Here is a 19656-nt window from a genome sequence, read left to right as displayed (position 1 = left end):
ATGATATCCATAACCTTACGGCAAAGCCAGCTTCCCCAGTACCGTCGAACGGTTCGCGCCGGTAGCCGAAGGGAGATGGTTGCTGATGCCGTGCATAAAATCATTTCCCAGCAGCGCGAAAATGACCGCCTCCTTCGCATCGTCGCTGACGCCCAGTTCGCCCGAGGTCAGGATGGACTGCCCCGGCAGCAATTGCCGCAGCATGTTCAGCAGCGTACGGTTATGCGCCCCACCGCCACTGACGATTACCTCGTCGATGGGACAGCGGGGAAAGACAAAGCGGTTACAGCCTTCCGCAATCGTCCGGGCCGTGAAGGCAGTCGCCGTTGCGACAATATCGCTTTCGCTAAGGCCCCGCGATACGGCCCGGGAGACGAATTCGGCGGCATACGCCTTTCCGAACAGCTCGCGGCCTGTGGATTTCGGCGGCTCCATGGCAAAATAGGGATGCTCCAGCATCTCTGCCACTAGCGCTTCGTCGGCATTCCCCCGCGCGGCCCATGAGCCGCCTTCGTCATAGGTCCATTTGCCATCCGACAGCAGATATACGGTCTGGTCGATCACCATATTGCCGGGGCCCGTATCGAATGCGAATACGTCTTCGGGTCCGGTAAGAGGCGGCAGAGCGGTGCAGTTGCCGATGCCGCCGATGTTTTGCAGCAGCCGCCCCTTCGAGGGATGGCGGAACAGAATCAGGTCACCGTATGGGGCGAGCGGTGCGCCCTGACCGCCGACCGCCATGTCGGCCGGGCGGAAATCACCGACGACAGGCCGGCCTGTCCGCTTGGCGAGCACGGACAAGTCGCCCAATTGCAGCGTTGAACGGACCTTATAAGCGTCAACGGCGTCTTCTTCCGGAATATGCCACACCGTCTGGCCGTGGGAACTGATGAGATCGATCTCTTCCATCTCCATCCCCGCGCTGTGAACGGCCGCTATGGATGCTTCGGCGAATTTCTCGGCGAGGTAGACGTTCATGCCGCAAACGAGGTCCACCGAGGAGCGCTCGGTGGTGCACAGCTCCTTCAGCCGCTCGCGCAGCGCTTCGTCATATGGGACGCTGTAATAATGCAGCAGCTTCGCCTTCGCCGCAAGCCCAGCGCCTTCGATGGACACAATGGCCGCGTCGATGCCGTCCAGCGAGGTGCCGGACATCAGTCCGAGGACCGTCGCCCTCCGTTTATTCCACAGGGGCCCGATCATAGCTCAAGCCCCCAGCCAGCCGGATGCAGCTCTCCGAGCGATACGGGCAGGCGGCCCCGGAACGGAATGAGGCCCAGCAGCGCCTTCGCCATGCTGTCCAGCGCAAGCGGACGGGACCCGTAGGACGCTGCGTACACCTGCACTTCCGGAAATGCCAGCAGGTCATAGGGATTGCGCAGTGCGGCCACCGCGAGCGGTTTCCTCAGCGCAAGCAGGGATTTCACCAGCGAGATTTGCGCGGCGTCGAATTGCGCGTTGTACGTGCCGACAACGAAGTGCCCATATCCGCCGGACACCGCTTCACGGATCAGTGAATCGAGACTCCCGGCAATTTCGGACGGCGGAATAACAACCTCGCCGCAGTCCAGACCATGCCGCTTCAGCGCAGAGCCGAGTCCGGCGCCTGCCGTCATGGATTCATCGACGAGCGTTGCCACCGCCGGTGCGATGGTGATGACCAGCGTCCGTTCCCCGCCCAGCGGCAGCATCGGAAGGCCATGCCGCACAAGCGTCATGCTTGCTTCGCTGATTCGCCGCGCAATCTCCCGGTGCTCCGGACTATTCAGGATAGACAAGTCCGCCGTAAAAGAGGCGCTCTGAATTGTATCACCCGAAGCCGATCCGCTTGCCTCCGGAATTCCCACAACAGGATCAATAGGGTCAGGGATGATAATGACGGGATCAATGTCAACGGGGATACTGGCTGCGGGGTTACCGGGTTGGCCCTCCGGCGACAGCCGGTTGCCCAACACGCCGCGCCATAGCTTCATGGCAAGCAGACGGCGCACTGATTCGTCGATGCGCTCCGCGCTTAATTTGCCTTCCTTAACCGCCAGTTCAATCGCTCCAATCGCGCCGAGCTGGCGGTCGAGACGGTGGCTGACCAGCACGAGATCCGCGCCGGCCTCGACCGCCATCACGGAAGCCTCGACCGTGCCGAAATGCTCGGCAATAGCGTTCATTTCCATGCAGTCGGTCATGATTATGCCCCGGAATCCAAGCTCTTCGCGCAGCAGCCCGGTGAGCGCCGCCCGTGAGAGGGTTACAGGAAGCTTCCGGGTCTCCAGCGCGGGGAAATAAATATGTGCCGACATTATGGCATCTACACCCGCCCGTATCGCTTCCCTGAACGGCTTCAGCTCTACCTCTTCCATGCGCTCCCGGTCGTGCGGCACGATTGGCAGGTCGAGATGAGAATCGACATCGGTGTCGCCGTGACCGGGAAAATGCTTGGCTGTCGCGGCGACACCGGCATCCTGAAAGCCGCGAAGCGTCTCCGCGCCGAACCGGGCGACCTTCTCCGGCGACTCGCCGAAGGACCGCACCCCGATCACGGGATTGCGCGGGTTGTTGTTGACATCCAGCACCGGGGCATAGTTCAGATTAATGCCCATGGCGGCAAGCTCCCGGCCGCTGGTATAAGCGGCCAAATAGGCGTCCTGCTCCGACCCGGCGGCGGCAATGGCCATTCCGCCCGGCATCAGCGCGACGCCTTCGGTAATCCGGGCGACCATGCCGCCTTCCTGGTCGATGGTGATCCAGAGCGGCGCCGTTCCGCTCTGCGCGGCCGCGTCCTGCAAATCGGCGGTAAGCCGGGCAATTTGCGCCGGTGATTCCACATTGCGGGCGAAATAAATGACGCCGCCGATATTATTGTCGGTGACCAGCCGCCGGAGATCACCGTCCATAGAGGTTCCTTCGAAGCCGCAGATCAGCATCTGACCGATTTTGTCCCTGAGGCTCATTCCGGCGAGGAGCTCTTCCACCTGACTGGAAACGTCCGGAACGTCCGGCGCATCAGATAACCCCCTCCCCGCCGCTGCCTCTGTCTCCGGCGCCGCGTAATCGGGCGCTTTTGCCGCATCATCCTCCATCTCCTGAGCTTTCGCCGCTGCGAACGTTTCCTCATTCTGCCGCTCCATGCTGCCATTTCTCCTTCCGTAACTTAAACTTGCGAATGACCGCTTTTTTACGAATATAAAAGATAGGGCCTGCGCGCCGCGTTCCACTCTTCGCTTTCTTTAAGCCATGCATCCATAATTCGGGCAAGACCCTCCTTGATCCTAATGCGCGATCGGACCTCGTCTCCGCCGGTCAATAAGTCGATAAAATAACGGGAGCCCGCTTTCGGCGGGACCAGCCACTTGAAATGCTCCGGATACAGCGATATCGCTTCATGCAGCAGAACAAGTCCGGCCTGCACGGATTGAAAGCGGTCCGAGTCCGTTACGAATAGACGAACGCCGCCGCATAGACTTCCTTGATGTTTGGAAAAAGACGGCGTCATATATACCGGATGGGCATACACTCCCGACATTTCATGGCGGTTCACCGCTTCAGCGAATAACTCTCCGTCCAGCCAAGGCGCTCCGATCCACTCGAACGGCCGCGTCGTGCCCCGCCCTTCGGACAGATTGGTTCCTTCGAAAAAGCAGGTTCCCCCGTATACCCTGACGGTATCGACCGATGGCATATTCGGGGACGGAAGCAGCCACGGCAGACCGGTATCGCCATATTCCATACCGCGTTCCCACCCTTCCATTGGGATGACGCTTAGGTCGCAGCCAAGCCCTTTCTTCTCGTTCGCCATCAGCGCCAGCTCCCCGAGCGTCATGCCCGTGCGGATTGGCATGCTCCATGCGCCCACCATCGACTCGTAGCCCCGCTTCAGCAGGCCGCCTTCGCAGGCGAGACCGCCAAGCGGGTTGGGCCGGTCCAGCACCAGCAAGCTTTTGCCATTCTCCGCGCAGGCTTCCATGACGTACAGCAACGTGGACAGGTAAGTATAGAACCGAATCCCTAAATCCTGAACATCGAACACCACTGTATCGACATTGTTTAGCATATATCTCTGCGGCCGGGTGTTCCTTCCATACAGACTGTATACAGGAACGTCTAAACGTTCATCCCATTCGCCCTCAAACCGTACGCCCGCCTGGTGCTGGCCGCGAATCCCATGCTCGTAGGCGAACAGCGCCGTCAGCTGGGAAGACGGCAATTCCGCGCAGATACTTACAGTTGATCTAAAATCCGACGTGATGCCGGTCGGATTCGTGACCAGGCCGATACGTCTTCCATCCAGCAGCGGATGGCTGAAGCCCCCGGCAAGCCGGTCGGCGCCGGTGCGGACGCCCTGGAATGCCGTATCCTTGTGGCTCTGCGCTCCGTTGTCCCAAGTCATTGCACCGAGATATGCGGCATTCTTCCTGGAGCTCAGACCCATGGCCGTTCTTGCTTCGCCAAGGTTCACGTCCTTATCCTCTCGGCCCGCATTCATAAACGCTCCCTTCCGGCATAGACGGCCCCGCCCGGCCCTTGTTCCTCCGCAGTTTCCCCGGCCTCGTCCGGGTTAAGGACATTATGAACGGCTTTATAAGAATAGACGGACAGCATGCCGCTAAAAAGAGCAAAGAAGCCCACAACGGTTACAGCCAGCATCGCGCCGACGCACACCGCTTGAAAGAATGCACCGATTGTATAAGCGGGATGCCGGAAGAACAGCTTTACACTCTCGCCCATTGCCTTAAAGATGCCCATCTCCCGCTGAATGACCAACTGCAGTGTATAGAACTGGGAAACGAGCGCCATAGCGACGAAATAGGTCTGAAAAATGGCAACCGCCCGGCCCGCCAAGCTGCCGCGCCCGCCGTAATACCACCAGGTCGACCATAAAATCAGACCAAGCAGAGCAAACAGCAGGCCAAGCAGCAATGAGGGCATGAAACCTTTTACCGCGCCGCCCAGCATGGAGCGAATCTTTAGCTTATTCCCCTCCGCTTTGCGGTGATACGCGTAGAACGAGCCAAATAGCAAAGGCATATAGACGAGAGGAAGCAGCAGCAGCGTCAGCGGCACCGGAAGAAACAGAATTGCGGGAACAAGTACGGCAGAGCCGGTCAGACTCAGCAGCGTAAGCGGGATGATTTCTCTGTAGATTTCCGTTCCCGTGCCGATCAGCACCTCATTCAGTTTTCTCATTGCGTGTGCACCCCTTTGTTCAGACAGAATTGACGCCTACCGCTTATTTGCCGGTTATCCGTTCCTGCGTCTCCGGATCGAAATAATGGCATTTTCTCAGATCGAGAATAAATTCTTTGGCAAGTCCGTTATAGCCCTTCGTCTCGGGATGCACCTTTGCCGTCACCAGCCGGTCGCCTACATGAAAATAAATAAGGTTCTCCGAGCCCAAATGCTCGACCACCTGGATATGAGCTTGAAGCCGGTGCTCCGTGGAAACGCCCGGTGCGAAATCCTCCCCGTAGATGTCCTCCGGACGGATGCCAAGTATTACCTTTTTGCCCGAGTAGGCCGACAAGCGCGCTGCGACTTCTTCCGGCAGTCCGAACGAAGCGCCATCCACCACAATGCGGCCCTGCTCGAAGCGGGCATCGATAAAGTTCATCGCCGGGGAGCCGATAAAGCCCGCAACGAACATGTTCTTCGGATTGGCATACAGCTCTGTCGGCGAGGCGATCTGCTGAATAACCCCCTGATTCATGACGACGATGCGCTCGCCCAGTGTCATGGCTTCCACCTGGTCATGGGTAACGTACACGATAGTCGCTCCAAGGCGCTTGTGCAGCTCGCTGAGCTCCACCCGCATTTGGATGCGGAGCTTCGCGTCCAGATTGGACAGCGGCTCATCGAACAGAAACACCTGCGGATCACGCACGATCGCACGGCCTAAGGCCACCCGCTGCCGCTGACCTCCAGACAGCTCCCGCGGCTTGCGTTCCAGCATATTGTCCAGCCCTAGAATGGCGGACGCTTCGCGCACTTTTTGCTCAATATATTCTTTCGGCTTCTTGAGATTGCGCAGCCCGAAGGACAAATTCTCGCGAATCGTCATATGCGGATACAGCGCGTAATCCTGAAACACCATGGCGATATCGCGGTCCTTGGGATGGAGATCGTTGACGATGCGGTCGCCAATGATAATATCACCGCTCGTCTGCCGCTCCAGCCCGGCGATCATGCGCAGCGAAGTCGTCTTTCCGCAGCCCGACGGACCGACGAAGACGACAAATTCCTTATCCTGAATCACGAAATCCGAACCCGCCACCGCCGTAAACGGCTGCTTGTTCCGGTCGATAAATTGCTTGCGCACCTGGCGAAATTCGACGAGTGCCATTGTTCTTCCCCCTTCGATAACCTCATTAAGTGACGTATATGCCGCGAAGCCAAGACGCCTTCCCGTCATTCATTGGCTCCGCTGCCGCATGGTTTATTGTCCAGCGTCTATTTGTGGCCTCAGCCTTTGACGGCTCCGATCGTAATGCCCTGCAGGAAATAGCGCTGCAGCGAGAAAAACAGAATCAGCATCGGCAGCGCGCCGACCGTCGCTCCTGCCATAATGGCGCCATAGTCGGTCGATTCCGCGAATACGAAGGAAGCGAGCCCCACCTGAATCGTCCGCATCTCGGCCGAGTTGGTGATCAGGAACGGCCAGAAAAATTCATTCCATGAGGCGACAAAGGTAAAGATCGCCAGCACTGCAAGTCCCGGCTTCGCAAGAGGCAGAATAACCTTCCAGAAGATCCCGAATTCGGAGCAGGCATCGATACGGGCCGCATGGATCAGCGAGGTCGGAAGCGACGACATGTACTGCTTCATCAAGAAAATATTCCCGGCTGTAACCGCCGTCGGCAAAATAATCGCCGTATAGCTGTCACCGAGGTTGAACACATTGACAATCAGAATATACAGCGGAATCAGCGTCACCTGCGCCGGAATCATCATCGTGCTGAGCAAAAGCCAGAATACCGTCTTGCTGCCCGGAAATTTCAGTTTGGAGAACGCATATCCCGCCAGCGAGGCAAAGAACACGTTCGTTATGGTCAAGACAGTTGAGATAAGGAGCGAGTTCGCCAGCCACCGCCAGGCGGCCGTTTTGCCAAAGAACCGCTCGTACGGTGCAACCGACAAGGCTCCCGGAAGCATCTCCGGCCGAAAGCTGGCCGACGCCGCCGAATCCTGCACTGAACCGACAATCATCCAGTACAGGGGAATAATCGTGATGAACGCCCAGCCGGCCAGACAAGCTGCGGCCAAGATCAGAAACAGTTTCGATTTCGATTTCAATTCACTTTCGCCCCTTTCATCCTAATACTCGACGTCACTCGAGAAATATTTGAACTGAATGACAGAGACCAGGATAATCAGAAACGCCAGCACGAAGGATTGCGCCGAAGCCAGTCCGAATTCGTAGAACTTGAACGCCGTCTGGTAGATCAGATAAGCGATGGTCGTCGTCGCAAAGTTGGGTCCGCCCTGCGTCATCATATAGACCGAGATGAACACCTGGAAAGAAGTGATGACTCCCGTTACCAGCAGATACAAAGTCGTCGGCTTGAGAAGCGGCCAGGTAATCGCCTTGAACTGGGTCCATCCGCTGGCATGATCGATATCCGCTGCCTCGTACAGCGATTTCGGAATTCCGCCCATCGAGGCCAGGTAGAGAATGATGCCCGCACCGTGAGAGCCGACCCAGTTCATCAGGATGAGCGAGAAGAGCGCGGTCTTCGATTGGCCGAGCCAAATGACCGGGTCCAGTCCGAACAAGCCGAGAAAACGGTTAAGCAGCCCCACATCCGTCGGATCGAAAATGGCGAGCCACACAATGGAAATGGTGACGCCGGACGCAACCGCCGGCAAATACAGGGTTGCTTTAAAGAACGTCTGCCATTTCGTCTTCATCTGATAGATAAAATGAGCGAGCACGAAAGTAATGACGATATTAACCGGAACTGTACAGACTGTAAAGATCACCGTGTTCCACATCGACTTCCAGAACGTGCTGTCCTTGAACAGACGCTCATAGTTGTCCAGGCCGACCCAAGTTGACTGGCTAATATTGTATTGCTGAAAGCTCATCACCAGAGCCGAAACGACCGGATAGAGCGTAAATACGAGAAATAACAGCACCGGCGCAAGGATGAATAAATAGGCCCATCCGTAGTCCCGAAGGAACCGTCCGGCGGCTCCCCGCCGTTTGGGAGCGATTGTTGTCTGCATGAAGTGATCCTCCTAACGCTTAAGCTAAATGTAAAGGGGACGAGATCGTCCCCTTTACATTTATGTTACTGCCCCAGCATTTGCTTCGCCTTGCCGGCAAAATCCTCCGCAATTGATTCCGGAGACTTTTCTCCCGAATAGAGTGCCTGGATATTCGGGGTCACGACCTGCTCCTTGAACTGCTTCATTTTGGCCGCGCTTGCGGTATCCAGGCTAAGGGTGACGGGAATCTGAATGTTCACCGCCATTTGTTCCGAAGCTGCTCTCGTCTCGGCCGTGCCCAGCTCCTTGCCTGCATACAGATCGGCTTGGGACTTGCGCACGAAAGGAAGCACCAGCTCGTTGGAGGCATTGCCGGCCTTGGCGTTGCTGAGGTATTCCATCACCATGAATGTATTCTTGGCGTGCTGCTCGCCTTGGTCGTTCTTCTGCTTGAAGGCGACGTAGCCTTCGGCGCCCATCGTCGTTTTGGCTGGAGCATTGTCACCATGCGGCACCGGAAGCAGGACAAAATCGAGTTTTTCGCCGGTCACCTTGCCAGCGTCAATATCTTTGTTGCGGTTCTGGATCATCACGTCATAGTAAGGAATGGCTTTGGAAATAATGGCGGCCTGACCGGCATAGAACATATCCGTGCGCTTCTTCGGGGCAATCGCTGCGGTTTCTTTTGGCATATAGCCCTTATCCAGCAGATTTTTGATGAAGCCCAGCGTGTCTTTGATCCGGTCGTCACCCCACTGGAACTCGCCCTTCTCATTCAGAACGTCCGGCATACCGTTGTTGCGGGTCAGCATTTCAATGAAATCCAGGGAAGCGCCGTCCGTCACGAGTCCGTACTGCGTGGAGCCGTCAGGCAGCTTCTTGGTCAGCTTCGCCGCCGTTTCAGTGAACTGGGACCACGTCCAGCCGTTCTGCTGAATGCTCTTCCAGTCTACCCCCGCTTCTTCTAGAATACGCTTGTTGCCGCCCCAGGCCCACTGGAACTGATAGAGCGGAAGCCCGTACTGTTTGCCGCCAATTTGGGCCAGCTCAAGCGTTCCCGGCAAATAATCGTTCTTGATGTCGTCCGTCATGTACGGGTCAAGATCAAGCGCCAGGCCGGTGTTCACATACGAGCCGTCCACGGCGTGGAAGTACAGATCCGGAGGGCTGCCCGCGTTCAGAGCCACGTCGAACTTCTGCGGGCCTTCGGCCCAGGACAGAATTTCGGTCTTGACCGTAATGTTCGGATGCTCGGTTTCAAAAGCCGACACCAACCCTTTCAGCTCGTCTTCATACGTGGTGTGAACCGGATACGTCCAGACCGTAATAGTATCCTTGGCTTCTGAAGGATTGGCGGAGCCCGATGCGGAATTGCTGGAGTTCGCACCTTCACCCGAGCTTCCGCAGGCGGTCATTAGCACAAGGACCAAAATCATACACAGCATGAGACTCTTTTTCATCAATCTCCATCTCCTTTAAATCGCAATTATATTTATAATAGAAAGACTTTTTTGGGGACCGGAATTCAGCATACCTCTTGGGCTTCGGTTACAGCTCCCTGATGCTCTGACGGCTCTTCTCCAGATATACAACGGACTTCTCGTAATTACGGCTGGCGACCGCGAGATACAGAATGTCGATCAGATTAAGCTGCGTGATTCTGGAAGCCATCGCACCGCTGCGGATTTCATTTTCCGTGGAAGAGGTGCATAGCGGGATATCGGCCCTGCGGCTCAGAGTGGAATTGCCGTATTTGGCGATGCTGATCACCGTTCCTCCCTGTTCCTTAAACAGGGCTGCGGCCCGGATGACCTCCTTCGTCTCTCCCGAGTAAGAAATACATACTGCCGTATCATCTGCATCAGCCGTTATGGCGCTGGTCAATTGGACATGGGGGTCGGCGAAGGAAAAGCTTGTCTTGTTAATCCGCAGAAATTTCTGCTGGGCATCCATGGCGATCAAATTCGAAGCCCCCACGCCAAAAAAATAAATCCGCTTCGCCCTGTCCAGCGCCTCAACCGCAAGCTCAACCATACTCGGGTCCAAAATGGTCAGCGTATCCCGTATCGATTGAATATTGTTGTTCGATACATTCTGCATGATCGCCGTTACCGTGTCGTTGGGGCGTATTTCCTGATAGCCGGCAACAACGGGGTCCCTGGTTTGAAGATCGCCGGCGACCTTGATCTTGAGCTCCTGATAGCCTTTGAAGCCGATGCTCTTGCACAGCCGGACGATCGCCGCCTGGCTGGAGCCGCTTTTCTGCGCCAGTTCCGCAACCGATAGATGAATGATCTCATCGGGATGCTGAAGGATGTAAGAAGCAATTTTTCCTTCTGATGGATTGAGCGTCTCCAGCATTTCCCTTAAACGAACCAGACCGCCATTCATCGATCATAACACCTCCCCTTTCGCACTGAATTTTCTTTTTGAGCATGATTCCTCAGCTGCGTATGTCATATTAAATGACGAATCGAGTTAATATTCCTCCGTGAATCAGGATTGAGATTATTATATGTGCAGTAAAACAAAATTTCAATATAAATTTTTCTCGTGAAATTTTATTTTACATCCTGTTCAAGTTCCCCTATAATAATGACAAAAATCAAAGTGGTGATCTGGCGATGAAGGTATACCTCGGTCTTGATGGAGGCGGGACCAAAACCGATGCTGCTGCGGTGGATTCACAAGGGTCCACTCTCGCCCGCTTTGTTGGCGGACCCTCCAATCCCCATAGCGCAACCTTCGGCTTAGCTTTTGCGGAGCTGGAAAAGGTCCTTCGCGGTCTGATCTCTTCTTTGCCGGATCAGAATGTTCGACTGGATGGTATCTGCCTCGGAATGTCAGGTATTGATACATTAGAGGAACGTTCCCTTGTAAAGACGGCTGTCAGCCGGATATTGGCCGAATGGTCAGAAGATATCCCGGTTGCAATCGCCTCTGAGGGGCAAATTTCGCTTATGGCCTGCCTGGGGCAAGAATATGGCGTTCAAATCATATCCGGAACCGGCTCGATCTGCTATATCTTCGCTTCGGACGGATCATACTGGCGCACGGGCGGCTGGGGACATTATTTGGGCGATGAGGGGAGCGGCTACAGCATCGGCCTGCGCACGCTCAAAGCGGTAATGCGCAGCTACGACGGCGTTCGGCCGCCGACCCGGATGACCGATATCATTCTTAACGAATACGGCTTCAACCAAATTACCGATTTGAAGAGTTATATTTATGAGCCCGCGCGGGGTAAAGCGGACATCTCCGCCTTTGCCAAAGTATGCCTGCAAGCCGCCTCCGGCGGTGATGAATGCGCCATTCATATCGTTATGGAGGAAGCCGAAGCGCTGGCAGATACGGCAGCCGCACTGCTGAAGCGGCATCCCGTTCCGCCTGGAAGCAAAGTCGTGCTCACCGGCTCTATCTTCGGCCATTCGCGGCTGTTCACGCGAACGCTCAGCGATAAGCTTCTGGCACAAATTCAAGGGCTGGAGTTTGTGGAGGGAACCAGTGCTCCGCCGCCCTCGGTCGGCGCGGCACTGCTCGCCCGCAAACGGTTCGGCGATTCGGATGAATCGCCGGTCCCCCTTCTCGGCCAGTAAAATAGAAATGACAGGAGGAGACAACCCTCATGGATTCCATTCTTGACGGTTTGATAACAGAACAACCCAATGACAAGACAAGCGCCATCGATCAGCTCGGCTCCGCTGAGATTATGGCTTTGATTAACGACGAGGACCGGCTAGTCGCCGAGGTAATAACGGGGCTGATTCCGCAGATTGCAGCGGCAGCCGACCGGATCGTGGAATCCTTCCGCTCCGGCGGACGTTTGTTCTACGTCGGTGCGGGAACGAGCGGAAGAATCGGCATTCTTGACGCCTCCGAGTGTCCGCCGACCTACGGAACAGACCCGGACATGGTGCAGGGGCTGATCGCCGGCGGCTTCCAAGCAGTCAAAGACCCCGTCGAAGGCGCAGAGGACAGCGCGGAACTTGGCGCCTCCGATCTTGAGGCCGCCGGCGTCACCGCCGGCGATGTCGTCATCGGCATCGCCGCCAGCGGACGCACGCCTTATGTGCTTGGCGCGATGAAGCGGGCCGGCGAGCTGGGCGCCGCCGTATTCGGCATCTGCAACAATCCCGAAACGCCCATGTCGCAAACGGGCTTCCCGGTCATTGAAGCGGTCGTCGGCCCCGAGGTCGTCATGGGCTCAACCCGGATGAAATCCGGGACCGCGCAGAAGATGATTCTTAACATGCTGACCACCACCGCCATGATCCGGATCGGCAAGGTGTACCGCAATCTGATGGTCGATCTAAATCCATCGAATAAGAAGCTTGTCCACCGGGCCAAGCGGATTATCGCCCTTGCCACGGAAGCATCCGACACCGAAATCGAAGCGGCCTACCGGGAATCGGAAGGCCAGGTCAAGACCGCCATCGTCATGCTTCTGGCGGGAGTCGGCGCCGCAGAAGCGCGGCGCCGTCTGTCTGCTTCGCGCGGCTTCGTCCACGGCGCATTGATCTCGCCAAACGCGCTGTAACGTCTCAGCAGCGACCTCGCTCTCATTTAAATGATCGGTAAAGAACCTCCGCTTCCATGCTTGAGATGGAAATGGAGGTTCTTTGTCATGAATTGCTTCAAGCGCTCAGCTTATATTATGAAAAAAGGTGTCCCGCAGCCATCCGGAGATGACGGCGGAACACCTTTTGATGATATTAGAAAATTAAGATACTAGAAAATTAAGATGCTTGTTTCTCCAGCATACGGAAGATAATAACCGCTGCCTGTGCACGGTTCGCGATGCCCTTCGGTGCGAATTTTCCGGCATCCACACCGTTCACAATTCCAAGCTCGGTCAGCTGCGCGACTGCTTCCTGCGCGTAAGGCGCAATTTTGGACTTGTCGGCGAACTTCTGCAGCACCGCGTTCTTATCTACCGGATGCAGTTGTCCTTTAAGGGCGTTCACGATCATAGTCGCCATTTCTTCACGGGTAATTTCGCGTCCCGGTTCGAATTTGCCGCTTCCGGAACCTTTTACAATACCGGCTTTAACCGCTGCGGCAATTGAATCCGAGTACCAAACACCCTGCTTAACATCTTTGAATGTATTGCTTGCTCCGGTATTCGTCAGGTTCAGCGAACGAACCAGCATTGTAACGAATTCTGCGCGGGTAACATTTTTGGCCGGTGCAAAATGGTTGCCGTCCACGCCTTTGATGATGCCTTTGGCCGCCAAGGAATTGATCGCTTCCTGCGCCCATGCAACTTTGCCCAGATCCTTGAAGACCGGTGCCGAAGATGCGGCAGGAGCCGATGTCGCGCTTGGCGCCGGCGTAGCCGAAGGCGCTGGGGATGCGGACGGGCTAGGTGCCGCTGTTGGTGAAGACCCCGGTAACGAAATCACCGCTGGACTCAGATTGTTGGTGATACGCCCTTCGATTTTGGATGTGATCAGTCCGCCATTGAAGGTCTTCACGATGTAATCATAGAACACGTCAAGGTCGATAGGCCCGGCGACAGAAGCGCTGGCTTCGGTCAGAACTTTGTAGTTATCTCCGCCGGCAGCCATGAAGTTGTTGACGACAGCCGTATACGTCTGATTCGGATCAATCGGTGTTCCGTCCGTCTTGGTGAGACTGGCAATGCGATTGGCTACCGGCAGATACATGTTAGCCGTGTATTTCAGACCGGAAATCTGCAGCGTTTTGGTGTCTGGCGAGCCGTCAGCTTTCACACCCCACTGCTGCTGCAGCAGCGTCTTGATTTGTGCTCCGGTGAGCGTCAGCTTCACCAGCGTGTTGCCGAACGGCTGGATTTTGGCCAGATCGCCGAAGGAGACATTTCCGTTCGGAAGGTCTGCGCGAATGCCGCCCGGATTCATGAAGGCAAAGTCCGCTTTCTTGCCGTCGCCGAAATCCGCATTGATCATAGCGTCGGCAATCAAGTTGCCAAGGGCCGATTCATTATTGTAGGCATCAGTGCGGGTAATCGTGCCATCCGTCGTACCTACCGGCTTGGTCAGCTCCGGATGCAGATTCAGGTACTTGTTAACAAGGTCAACGGTTGCCGCATCTGGTGTCACACCATCTTGGAAGGTGGTGGTGACGACAGCGGACTTCGTCTTGACATCACCTGTAGTGTGATCAATAACCAGCTTGATGTCCTCAAATGCCGTTCCATAAGAATAAGCCTGGACAATCAGCTTGCCGTTAACGACGCCGTTCGCCAGCGCGTGGTTGTCACCGGCAACGATAACGTCAACCGGCGAGTTCGCCGGAAGCGCACTGGCCAGATCAGCGGCTTCACCCGTTGTGGCCTCGCCTCTGGTAGACGCCGGATCATGCGCCAGCACAACGATCGTTTGCACGCCTTTGCCTTGAAGCTCAGCAGCGTACTTCTCGATAGCCTGCACTTCTTCATCCGGAGACAGGAAGCGGACGCCCGCTGTGCCTGCAGGAGAAACCTTGCTTGGCGTTGCTTTGGTCACCACACCGATAAAGCCGATCTTCACGCCGCCGACCTCTTTGATGACGTAAGGATTGATAATCGGTGTATCTGTCTTGCTGTCTACCGCATTGGCATTGACATAATCGAAATCCGTACCCGCGTGAACAACTTTGTTATTCTTAGGGTCCGCTCCGCCGAAGAGCTGCGTCTTCAGCGCTTCAACGCCTTGGTCAAACTCGTGGTTGCCCAAGGAGCCGACATCGAATCCCATCTTGTTCATCCATTCAATGGTCGGCTCGTCGCGCTCAAGCGAGGATACCGGAGCCGATGCGCCAACGGAGTCACCATTATGGAACAGCAGGGAGTTCGTATATTTCGTACGAGCCTGCTTCAGGTAAGTCGCGAGAACTGCAGCCGTTCCTACATTCTTGCCGCTGACAATGGAGGTTGTGTCAAGCTGGCCGTGGAAGTCGTTGATGCCGATCAAGTGAACTTCAACGTCCTCTGTAGGGGCGGGAACCGTTTCTTTCAGGTTCAAGCTGTAAACCTCAAATCCCTTAGCATCCGTCGCCCCGGTATCCTTGATATTGCTGGGGAGAACATTCTTCGCGTCAGGCGACGATGTAAAGGTAACATTGACATTGCCCTTGATCGGAGCCAGAGACCAGTTGTTGTCGGCGGTCGGGTCAATCGTCCCCGCCTCTTTGATATAATCCATCAGAACCTGGCGGTTCTCGGTTTGGGTGTCCATGATCATCGTGGAACCTTTGACGCCCGGGAAGTTGCCCCCGCCGCTGGCGCGGTAATTGTTCGTAACGACGATGAAATCCTGGTTCGGATCTAGCGGCGTATTGTTATACGTCAATTCCGTAACACGGCTCGAAGACGCATCGTTAATTGTGCCGTCCGTATTGTATTTTGCGTTCTTGGTTACATCGATTTTGTACTTGATGCCGTCAATCACGTCGAAGTTGAATACGGCAAATTTCGAATTCAGCAGGGGTTGAGGCGTGGAAATCGCCGGTTTGATGCGGTTGAACGCGCCAGCGCTCATTTCCAGCCATTCCTTGACGACCGAGCCTTTAACCTTGATCACTTTCAGCGTGTTGTCGTACAAATACAGATCGCTCGCGCTGCGGATCGTCAGCGGACCGGCGTCAATGCTTGTATATTCCCCAGGGCCGTTGCGTCCCGCCTTGAAAGGAGCGCCCACACTCAGAATCGGCAGGCCTTTATATGGGGCCAGGGAAGGGTCGGTGTTGATCAAATTCTCAACATAACGTTTTTGCGAATAAGTTACGATTTGAACGGTCGGATCGTCCTGTACCAGGGCAAAATAACTGTTCATCGATGCCGTTGTCGTACCGAGCGGTGTGCCAGTGTAATCAATTGTAGCCTGATGATCGCCCCCTACCGTAGCCAAAATGGCGGGATCTTCGGTGGCTCCAGAGGCCGAACGGGTGGAAGCTTTGGAAGCCGCCTTGTCCACCGCCCATTTTCCACTGCCATCTTGGGTGATCTTGAGATCAATAAGTCCCAGATAGCCTCCGCCGTAACCGGCCTGCACAGCCGGAACGCCGTGAATATGGCCGTTCACATTGTCAATATAGCTGTAAGGCTGCTTCGTTGCCGGATCTATAAAAGATGCATCCAGCTTCGCAGTATCCCAATTCGTCGGGAATACTTTGTGGGTGTGAGAGAAGGTAATCGCGTCAATGTCTGGAACCTGACTCAGCTCACTGATCGCATTTTCAGCGTTTGGTCCCGCCGCTGCAGCATCGAAACCGGTATGCGCCATCACCACAATAACGTCAGCCCCGGCCGCTCTCATTTCAGGGACAAACTTTTCTGCGGTTTCAACAATACCTTTGGTAACGACCTTGCCTTCCAGATTGGCCTTGTCCCACTCCGTAATCTGAGGGGTTACCAGACCAAGAAGGCCGACTTTAATCGTTTGGTCTTGTCCATTGGTGTCCTTTACCGTCTTGGTGATAATCTCATAAGGTTTGTAATAGTTTGTCACGCCATCGGGTTTATAAATATTCGCATTGATATAAGGAAAATTAGCTTTTGTGTTTGCGGCGTCTGCGGAGCTGCCATTGACCACCCGATCCAGGAATTCCAGACCGTAGTTGAACTCGTGGTTGCCGAAGATTGCTGCATCGTATCCCAGGGCATTCAGGGCCGCAATCATCGGATGGGGTTTGGAATCGTAGACCGCCTGAGTCACCGGTTGAACTTTCGCCTCATATGTACCGAGCGGCGTTCCCTGGATCAAGTCCCCGTTGTCGAGCAGCAGGTTGTTCGGTTGCTCGCTTCTCGCGGTTTGGATCAAGGTCGCTGTCCGCGCAAGTCCGACTGAAGAGGACGGGGCATTCTTGAAATAATCCCAGCCGTATACATTTGTATGCACATCGGTCGTGCTCATTAACCGTAGGTCAATTAAAGGCAGTGAAGAGCCCCCGGCATCCGCAGCCTCCGCCTTGTCCGTACTCCAAAACGCCCCAGCAACGAATCCGCCAAGCACTTGGGCCGAGAGTACGGCCGTTGCCAGCACAGAAGCCAGAGGCTTGTTCCATCGTTTCTTCCACGTCATCTACTAATCCTCCTATCAATTAATCTGCTTCCGCGATATCTTATCACAGAAAAAAATTCCAATCTAGCAGGAAAATATAAACTCCGCGTATTTTTTATGTAAAATTTCTCACATTAATTGTTAATTTAGAGCATTTTATGATTAAATTTAATAAAAAGTTCATAAATATTCATGGGGAATTGTAAAAAAAGCTAGACATGCTGTTATACCGGAGATGCCACATACTTTGTTTTTAAATCCTTTAATCTATCTTCGCTTTTCTTGTAATCAATTTGAAAGGGTATATTATTACTGTCAATATCAGCTTGAATATGCTTTAAGAACGCTTCATTGCTCTCCACACTGACTTTATAAAGTTCTTCAACAATATTAGATTTCAACTCCATAACCCATGGTGCTATAAAAAAGAAAACTATAGTTATAGTAATGCAGGCTTGATAGGTTTTTCTCCCCTGAAAACATCATGCTTTAACCCATCGGCATCTTCGGCAGCATCGGGCCCAATTATTCGGTTGAAATTTTCCGCTTTGGGAAATGATAACGGCGATGTTCCATTTTTCACTTAAGGAGGAAAACTGAATTGTTCAAACGCATGGATGAAATCATGATTGAAATTCCTCAGGTCAATCAGCCCGATGCAAATGCGGCGGCGGCCGTACAAGAACTGCTGGGCGGAAAATTCGGTGAGATGTCAACGCTTAACAACTATTTGTTCCAATCCTTTAATTTCCGCAGCAAAACAAAGCTGAAGCCTTTCTACGACCTAATTATGAGCATTACAGCCGAAGAGATCGGCCATGTGGAGCTGGTATCCCACGCTATCAACTGCTGCCTGCGCGGAACCACTTCCGCCAAAGAGCCCGATGCCACTCCGCTGGGATCGGCCAAAGATGCGCGTATTTCCTATCACTTTCTCGCGGGCGCACAGGGAGCGATGCCTTTCGATTCCATGGGCAATCCATGGACCGGTGCAAATGTATTTAACAGCGGCAACCTGGTGGAAGATCTGCTGCATAACTTTTTCCTGGAGTGCGGGGCCAGAACACATAAAATGAAGGTATATGAAATGACGGATCATCCATCCGCCCGCGAGGTAGTCGGGTTTCTGCTCGTGCGCGGAGGCGTTCACGTTGTGGCTTACGCAAAAGCGCTGGAGGTTGCGACCGGCGTCGACGTCACGAGGCTGATACCGATTCCATCGCTAAATAACAAACATTTCAAAGAAGCGGCCAAGTACGAGGCCAAGGGAGCGCATACGAAGCTGTATACGTGGAGTGAGAAGGATTTCGGGGCGATCAATCAAATTTGGAAAGGCACTCATCCCGAGGATAATTCTCCGCTTGAGGTCATTACAGGAGCACCTCAGGGCTTTCCGATTCCGGAAGCGCCGGCAGTGGAGGAAGAGTTCGCACCGGGGATTTCTTCCGAGGAATTCACGTCGATTGCGAACCGCCTGAAGATGGCGGGCAACATCAGCGAAGCGAAGGTCACGGCCCGGGGTTGATCGAAAAAGAAGGGCGGCTTTCCGGAAAGTAACAACTAACCGTAAAACCGCCCTATTTAAATCTATTTTAGTCAGAGCTGCCGCTTCCCTGAAACGCGGCGGCAAGCCGCAAGGTTAAGACCCGGATGACAGGATAAACGTTGTGTCCGGGTCCCGCCGGTTAAGCGCCTACTCCACTCTTTCCAGCCGCCAAATATGGCTCAGGAAATCGCCCTTCAGCAGCCCCGCGGGAACCCGCAGTCCGATGTTCATCAGCTCGTCGCCGCCCGACAAATGAAGCATGCGGTAATCCGCATCGCCGAAATCCACGCTCGCGCTCATGGCCCGCAACAGCTTTAGCCGGCCTCCGCCGTCATTTACGAAGCGGACCGAGAGCGCAATGGCGTCACGCCGCTTGAAGACCGTGTATAATAGCAGCGCCCGCAGGCCGGTAAGATCATCCCGCAGCTCCAGTTCCAGCGTCTCCGCTTCGTCATCGCTCTCCGCATAGGTTGCGGGCAGTCCTTCGAGCGCGGGCTTGCCCATGAAGATCCGATGTGAAAGATATCTCAAATCAACGACGGCCGAGCCGTCTTCATATTCAAATTGAAAGGCCGGCTCCCGGAAATCCGAGGTGCCGTACCCCGGATATTCCCGGGGCAGCGTGTCCAGGGAGAATCCGCTCGTTTTTTCATGAGGGTAAGGGTTAGGAGACAGCGGACGTTCCATATAGACAAGCGGATTGCTATCGCCAAACGCTTCCACCCTCGCTCCCCAGTAGCGGTGAGACAGATGGCCGTCCCGGATGATTTGCAGCACGTAGCTTAAACCCGGGGTCTGCAAATGAAATGTTTTCAGCGTTTCGTCAAAATAAATGGACACAGTACAGCCTCCCTCTTAATATTTGCCGTTTAATTTTGTGGAGAGTGATTT

Annotated in this window: 14 protein-coding genes; 3 read left to right on the top strand and 11 right to left on the bottom strand. The window is 54.8% G+C overall.

Going from position 1 to position 19656, the window contains the following annotated elements; all coding sequences use genetic code 11:
• Nucleotides 1-15: 15 nt before the first annotated feature.
• From PDUR_RS08450 to PDUR_RS08410, 9 genes are all read right to left on the bottom strand, one after another.
• Complete coding sequence (locus PDUR_RS08450; RefSeq protein WP_042205890.1) at nucleotides 16-1203, bottom strand: anhydro-N-acetylmuramic acid kinase; 1188 nt, start codon at nucleotides 1201-1203, stop codon at nucleotides 16-18.
• Nucleotides 1200-3125 carry a beta-N-acetylhexosaminidase gene (nagZ, locus tag PDUR_RS08445; protein ID WP_233277507.1) on the bottom strand — a complete coding sequence of 642 codons (1926 nt, stop codon included), beginning with the start codon at nucleotides 3123-3125 and terminating at the stop codon, nucleotides 1200-1202. The genes PDUR_RS08450 and nagZ overlap by 4 nt, the downstream gene beginning before the upstream one ends.
• 47 nt (nucleotides 3126-3172) lie before the next feature.
• Complete coding sequence (locus tag PDUR_RS08440; protein WP_330217250.1) at nucleotides 3173-4480, bottom strand: DUF1343 domain-containing protein; 1308 nt, start codon at nucleotides 4478-4480, stop codon at nucleotides 3173-3175.
• A complete protein-coding gene (locus PDUR_RS08435) occupies nucleotides 4477-5181 on the bottom strand; it encodes a hypothetical protein (RefSeq protein WP_042205889.1) in 705 nt (234 codons plus the stop codon). The genes PDUR_RS08440 and PDUR_RS08435 overlap by 4 nt, the downstream gene beginning before the upstream one ends.
• 43 nt (nucleotides 5182-5224) lie before the next feature.
• The gene (locus PDUR_RS08430; RefSeq protein ID WP_042205888.1) at nucleotides 5225-6334 is read right to left on the bottom strand and encodes an ABC transporter ATP-binding protein; all 1110 of its coding nucleotides are present in this window, start codon (nucleotides 6332-6334) and stop codon (nucleotides 5225-5227) included.
• Between the two features lie 119 nt (nucleotides 6335-6453).
• The gene (locus PDUR_RS08425) at nucleotides 6454-7284 is read right to left on the bottom strand and encodes a carbohydrate ABC transporter permease (RefSeq protein ID WP_042205887.1); all 831 of its coding nucleotides are present in this window, start codon (nucleotides 7282-7284) and stop codon (nucleotides 6454-6456) included.
• 21 nt (nucleotides 7285-7305) lie between these two features.
• Nucleotides 7306-8217, bottom strand: coding sequence for a carbohydrate ABC transporter permease (locus PDUR_RS08420; RefSeq protein ID WP_042205886.1), 912 nt, complete (start codon nucleotides 8215-8217; stop codon nucleotides 7306-7308).
• 65 nt (nucleotides 8218-8282) lie between these two features.
• Entirely contained in the window at nucleotides 8283-9659 is a 1377-nt protein-coding gene (locus PDUR_RS08415; RefSeq protein WP_042205885.1) for an ABC transporter substrate-binding protein, read from the bottom strand.
• 88 nt (nucleotides 9660-9747) lie between these two features.
• The gene (locus tag PDUR_RS08410; protein WP_042205884.1) at nucleotides 9748-10590 is read right to left on the bottom strand and encodes a MurR/RpiR family transcriptional regulator; all 843 of its coding nucleotides are present in this window, start codon (nucleotides 10588-10590) and stop codon (nucleotides 9748-9750) included.
• Nucleotides 10591-10823: 233 nt separating this feature from the next.
• On the opposite strand from PDUR_RS08410, the gene PDUR_RS08405 reads away from it, so the two are divergent.
• On the top strand, nucleotides 10824-11795 hold the full coding sequence (locus tag PDUR_RS08405; RefSeq protein WP_042205883.1) for an N-acetylglucosamine kinase: 972 nt from the start codon (nucleotides 10824-10826) through the stop codon (nucleotides 11793-11795).
• Nucleotides 11796-11824: 29 nt separating this feature from the next.
• Nucleotides 11825-12736, top strand: a complete 912-nt coding sequence (murQ, locus tag PDUR_RS08400; RefSeq protein ID WP_042205882.1) for an N-acetylmuramic acid 6-phosphate etherase — start codon at nucleotides 11825-11827, stop codon at nucleotides 12734-12736.
• A gap of 199 nt (nucleotides 12737-12935) precedes the next feature.
• Here murQ and PDUR_RS08395 read toward each other — a convergent pair whose 3' ends face one another.
• Complete coding sequence (locus PDUR_RS08395; protein ID WP_042205881.1) at nucleotides 12936-17240, bottom strand: bifunctional 2',3'-cyclic-nucleotide 2'-phosphodiesterase/3'-nucleotidase; 4305 nt, start codon at nucleotides 17238-17240, stop codon at nucleotides 12936-12938.
• Nucleotides 17241-17820: 580 nt separating this feature from the next.
• Here PDUR_RS08395 and PDUR_RS08390 point away from each other — a divergent pair.
• Nucleotides 17821-18744, top strand: coding sequence for a manganese catalase family protein (locus tag PDUR_RS08390; protein WP_042205880.1), 924 nt, complete (start codon nucleotides 17821-17823; stop codon nucleotides 18742-18744).
• Nucleotides 18745-18912: 168 nt separating this feature from the next.
• Here the strand turns inward: PDUR_RS08390 and PDUR_RS08385 are convergent, their stop codons facing one another.
• Entirely contained in the window at nucleotides 18913-19605 is a 693-nt protein-coding gene (locus PDUR_RS08385; protein ID WP_042205879.1) for a glycoside hydrolase family 36 N-terminal domain-containing protein, read from the bottom strand.
• Between the last annotated feature and the right edge of the window lie 51 nt (nucleotides 19606-19656).

The organism is Paenibacillus durus (assembly GCF_000756615.1).
GTDB classification, from domain to species: Bacteria; Bacillota; Bacilli; order Paenibacillales; family Paenibacillaceae; genus Paenibacillus_AQ; species Paenibacillus_AQ durus.
Note: the sequence above shows the minus strand (reverse complement) of the source record. Positions and strands in the feature narration are given on the sequence as shown.

Coding starts and splice junctions, on each gene's coding strand:
- PDUR_RS08450 (WP_042205890.1), bottom strand. CDS start 1,203: ATGATCGGGCCCCTGTGGAATAAACGGAGGGCGACGGTCCTCGGACTG.
- nagZ (WP_233277507.1), bottom strand. CDS start 3,125: ATGGAGCGGCAGAATGAGGAAACGTTCGCAGCGGCGAAAGCTCAGGAG.
- PDUR_RS08440 (WP_330217250.1), bottom strand. CDS start 4,480: ATGAATGCGGGCCGAGAGGATAAGGACGTGAACCTTGGCGAAGCAAGA.
- PDUR_RS08435 (WP_042205889.1), bottom strand. CDS start 5,181: ATGAGAAAACTGAATGAGGTGCTGATCGGCACGGGAACGGAAATCTAC.
- PDUR_RS08430 (WP_042205888.1), bottom strand. CDS start 6,334: ATGGCACTCGTCGAATTTCGCCAGGTGCGCAAGCAATTTATCGACCGG.
- PDUR_RS08420 (WP_042205886.1), bottom strand. CDS start 8,217: ATGCAGACAACAATCGCTCCCAAACGGCGGGGAGCCGCCGGACGGTTC.
- PDUR_RS08415 (WP_042205885.1), bottom strand. CDS start 9,659: ATGAAAAAGAGTCTCATGCTGTGTATGATTTTGGTCCTTGTGCTAATG.
- PDUR_RS08410 (WP_042205884.1), bottom strand. CDS start 10,590: ATGAATGGCGGTCTGGTTCGTTTAAGGGAAATGCTGGAGACGCTCAAT.
- PDUR_RS08405 (WP_042205883.1), top strand. CDS start 10,824: ATGAAGGTATACCTCGGTCTTGATGGAGGCGGGACCAAAACCGATGCT.
- murQ (WP_042205882.1), top strand. CDS start 11,825: ATGGATTCCATTCTTGACGGTTTGATAACAGAACAACCCAATGACAAG.
- PDUR_RS08395 (WP_042205881.1), bottom strand. CDS start 17,240: ATGACGTGGAAGAAACGATGGAACAAGCCTCTGGCTTCTGTGCTGGCA.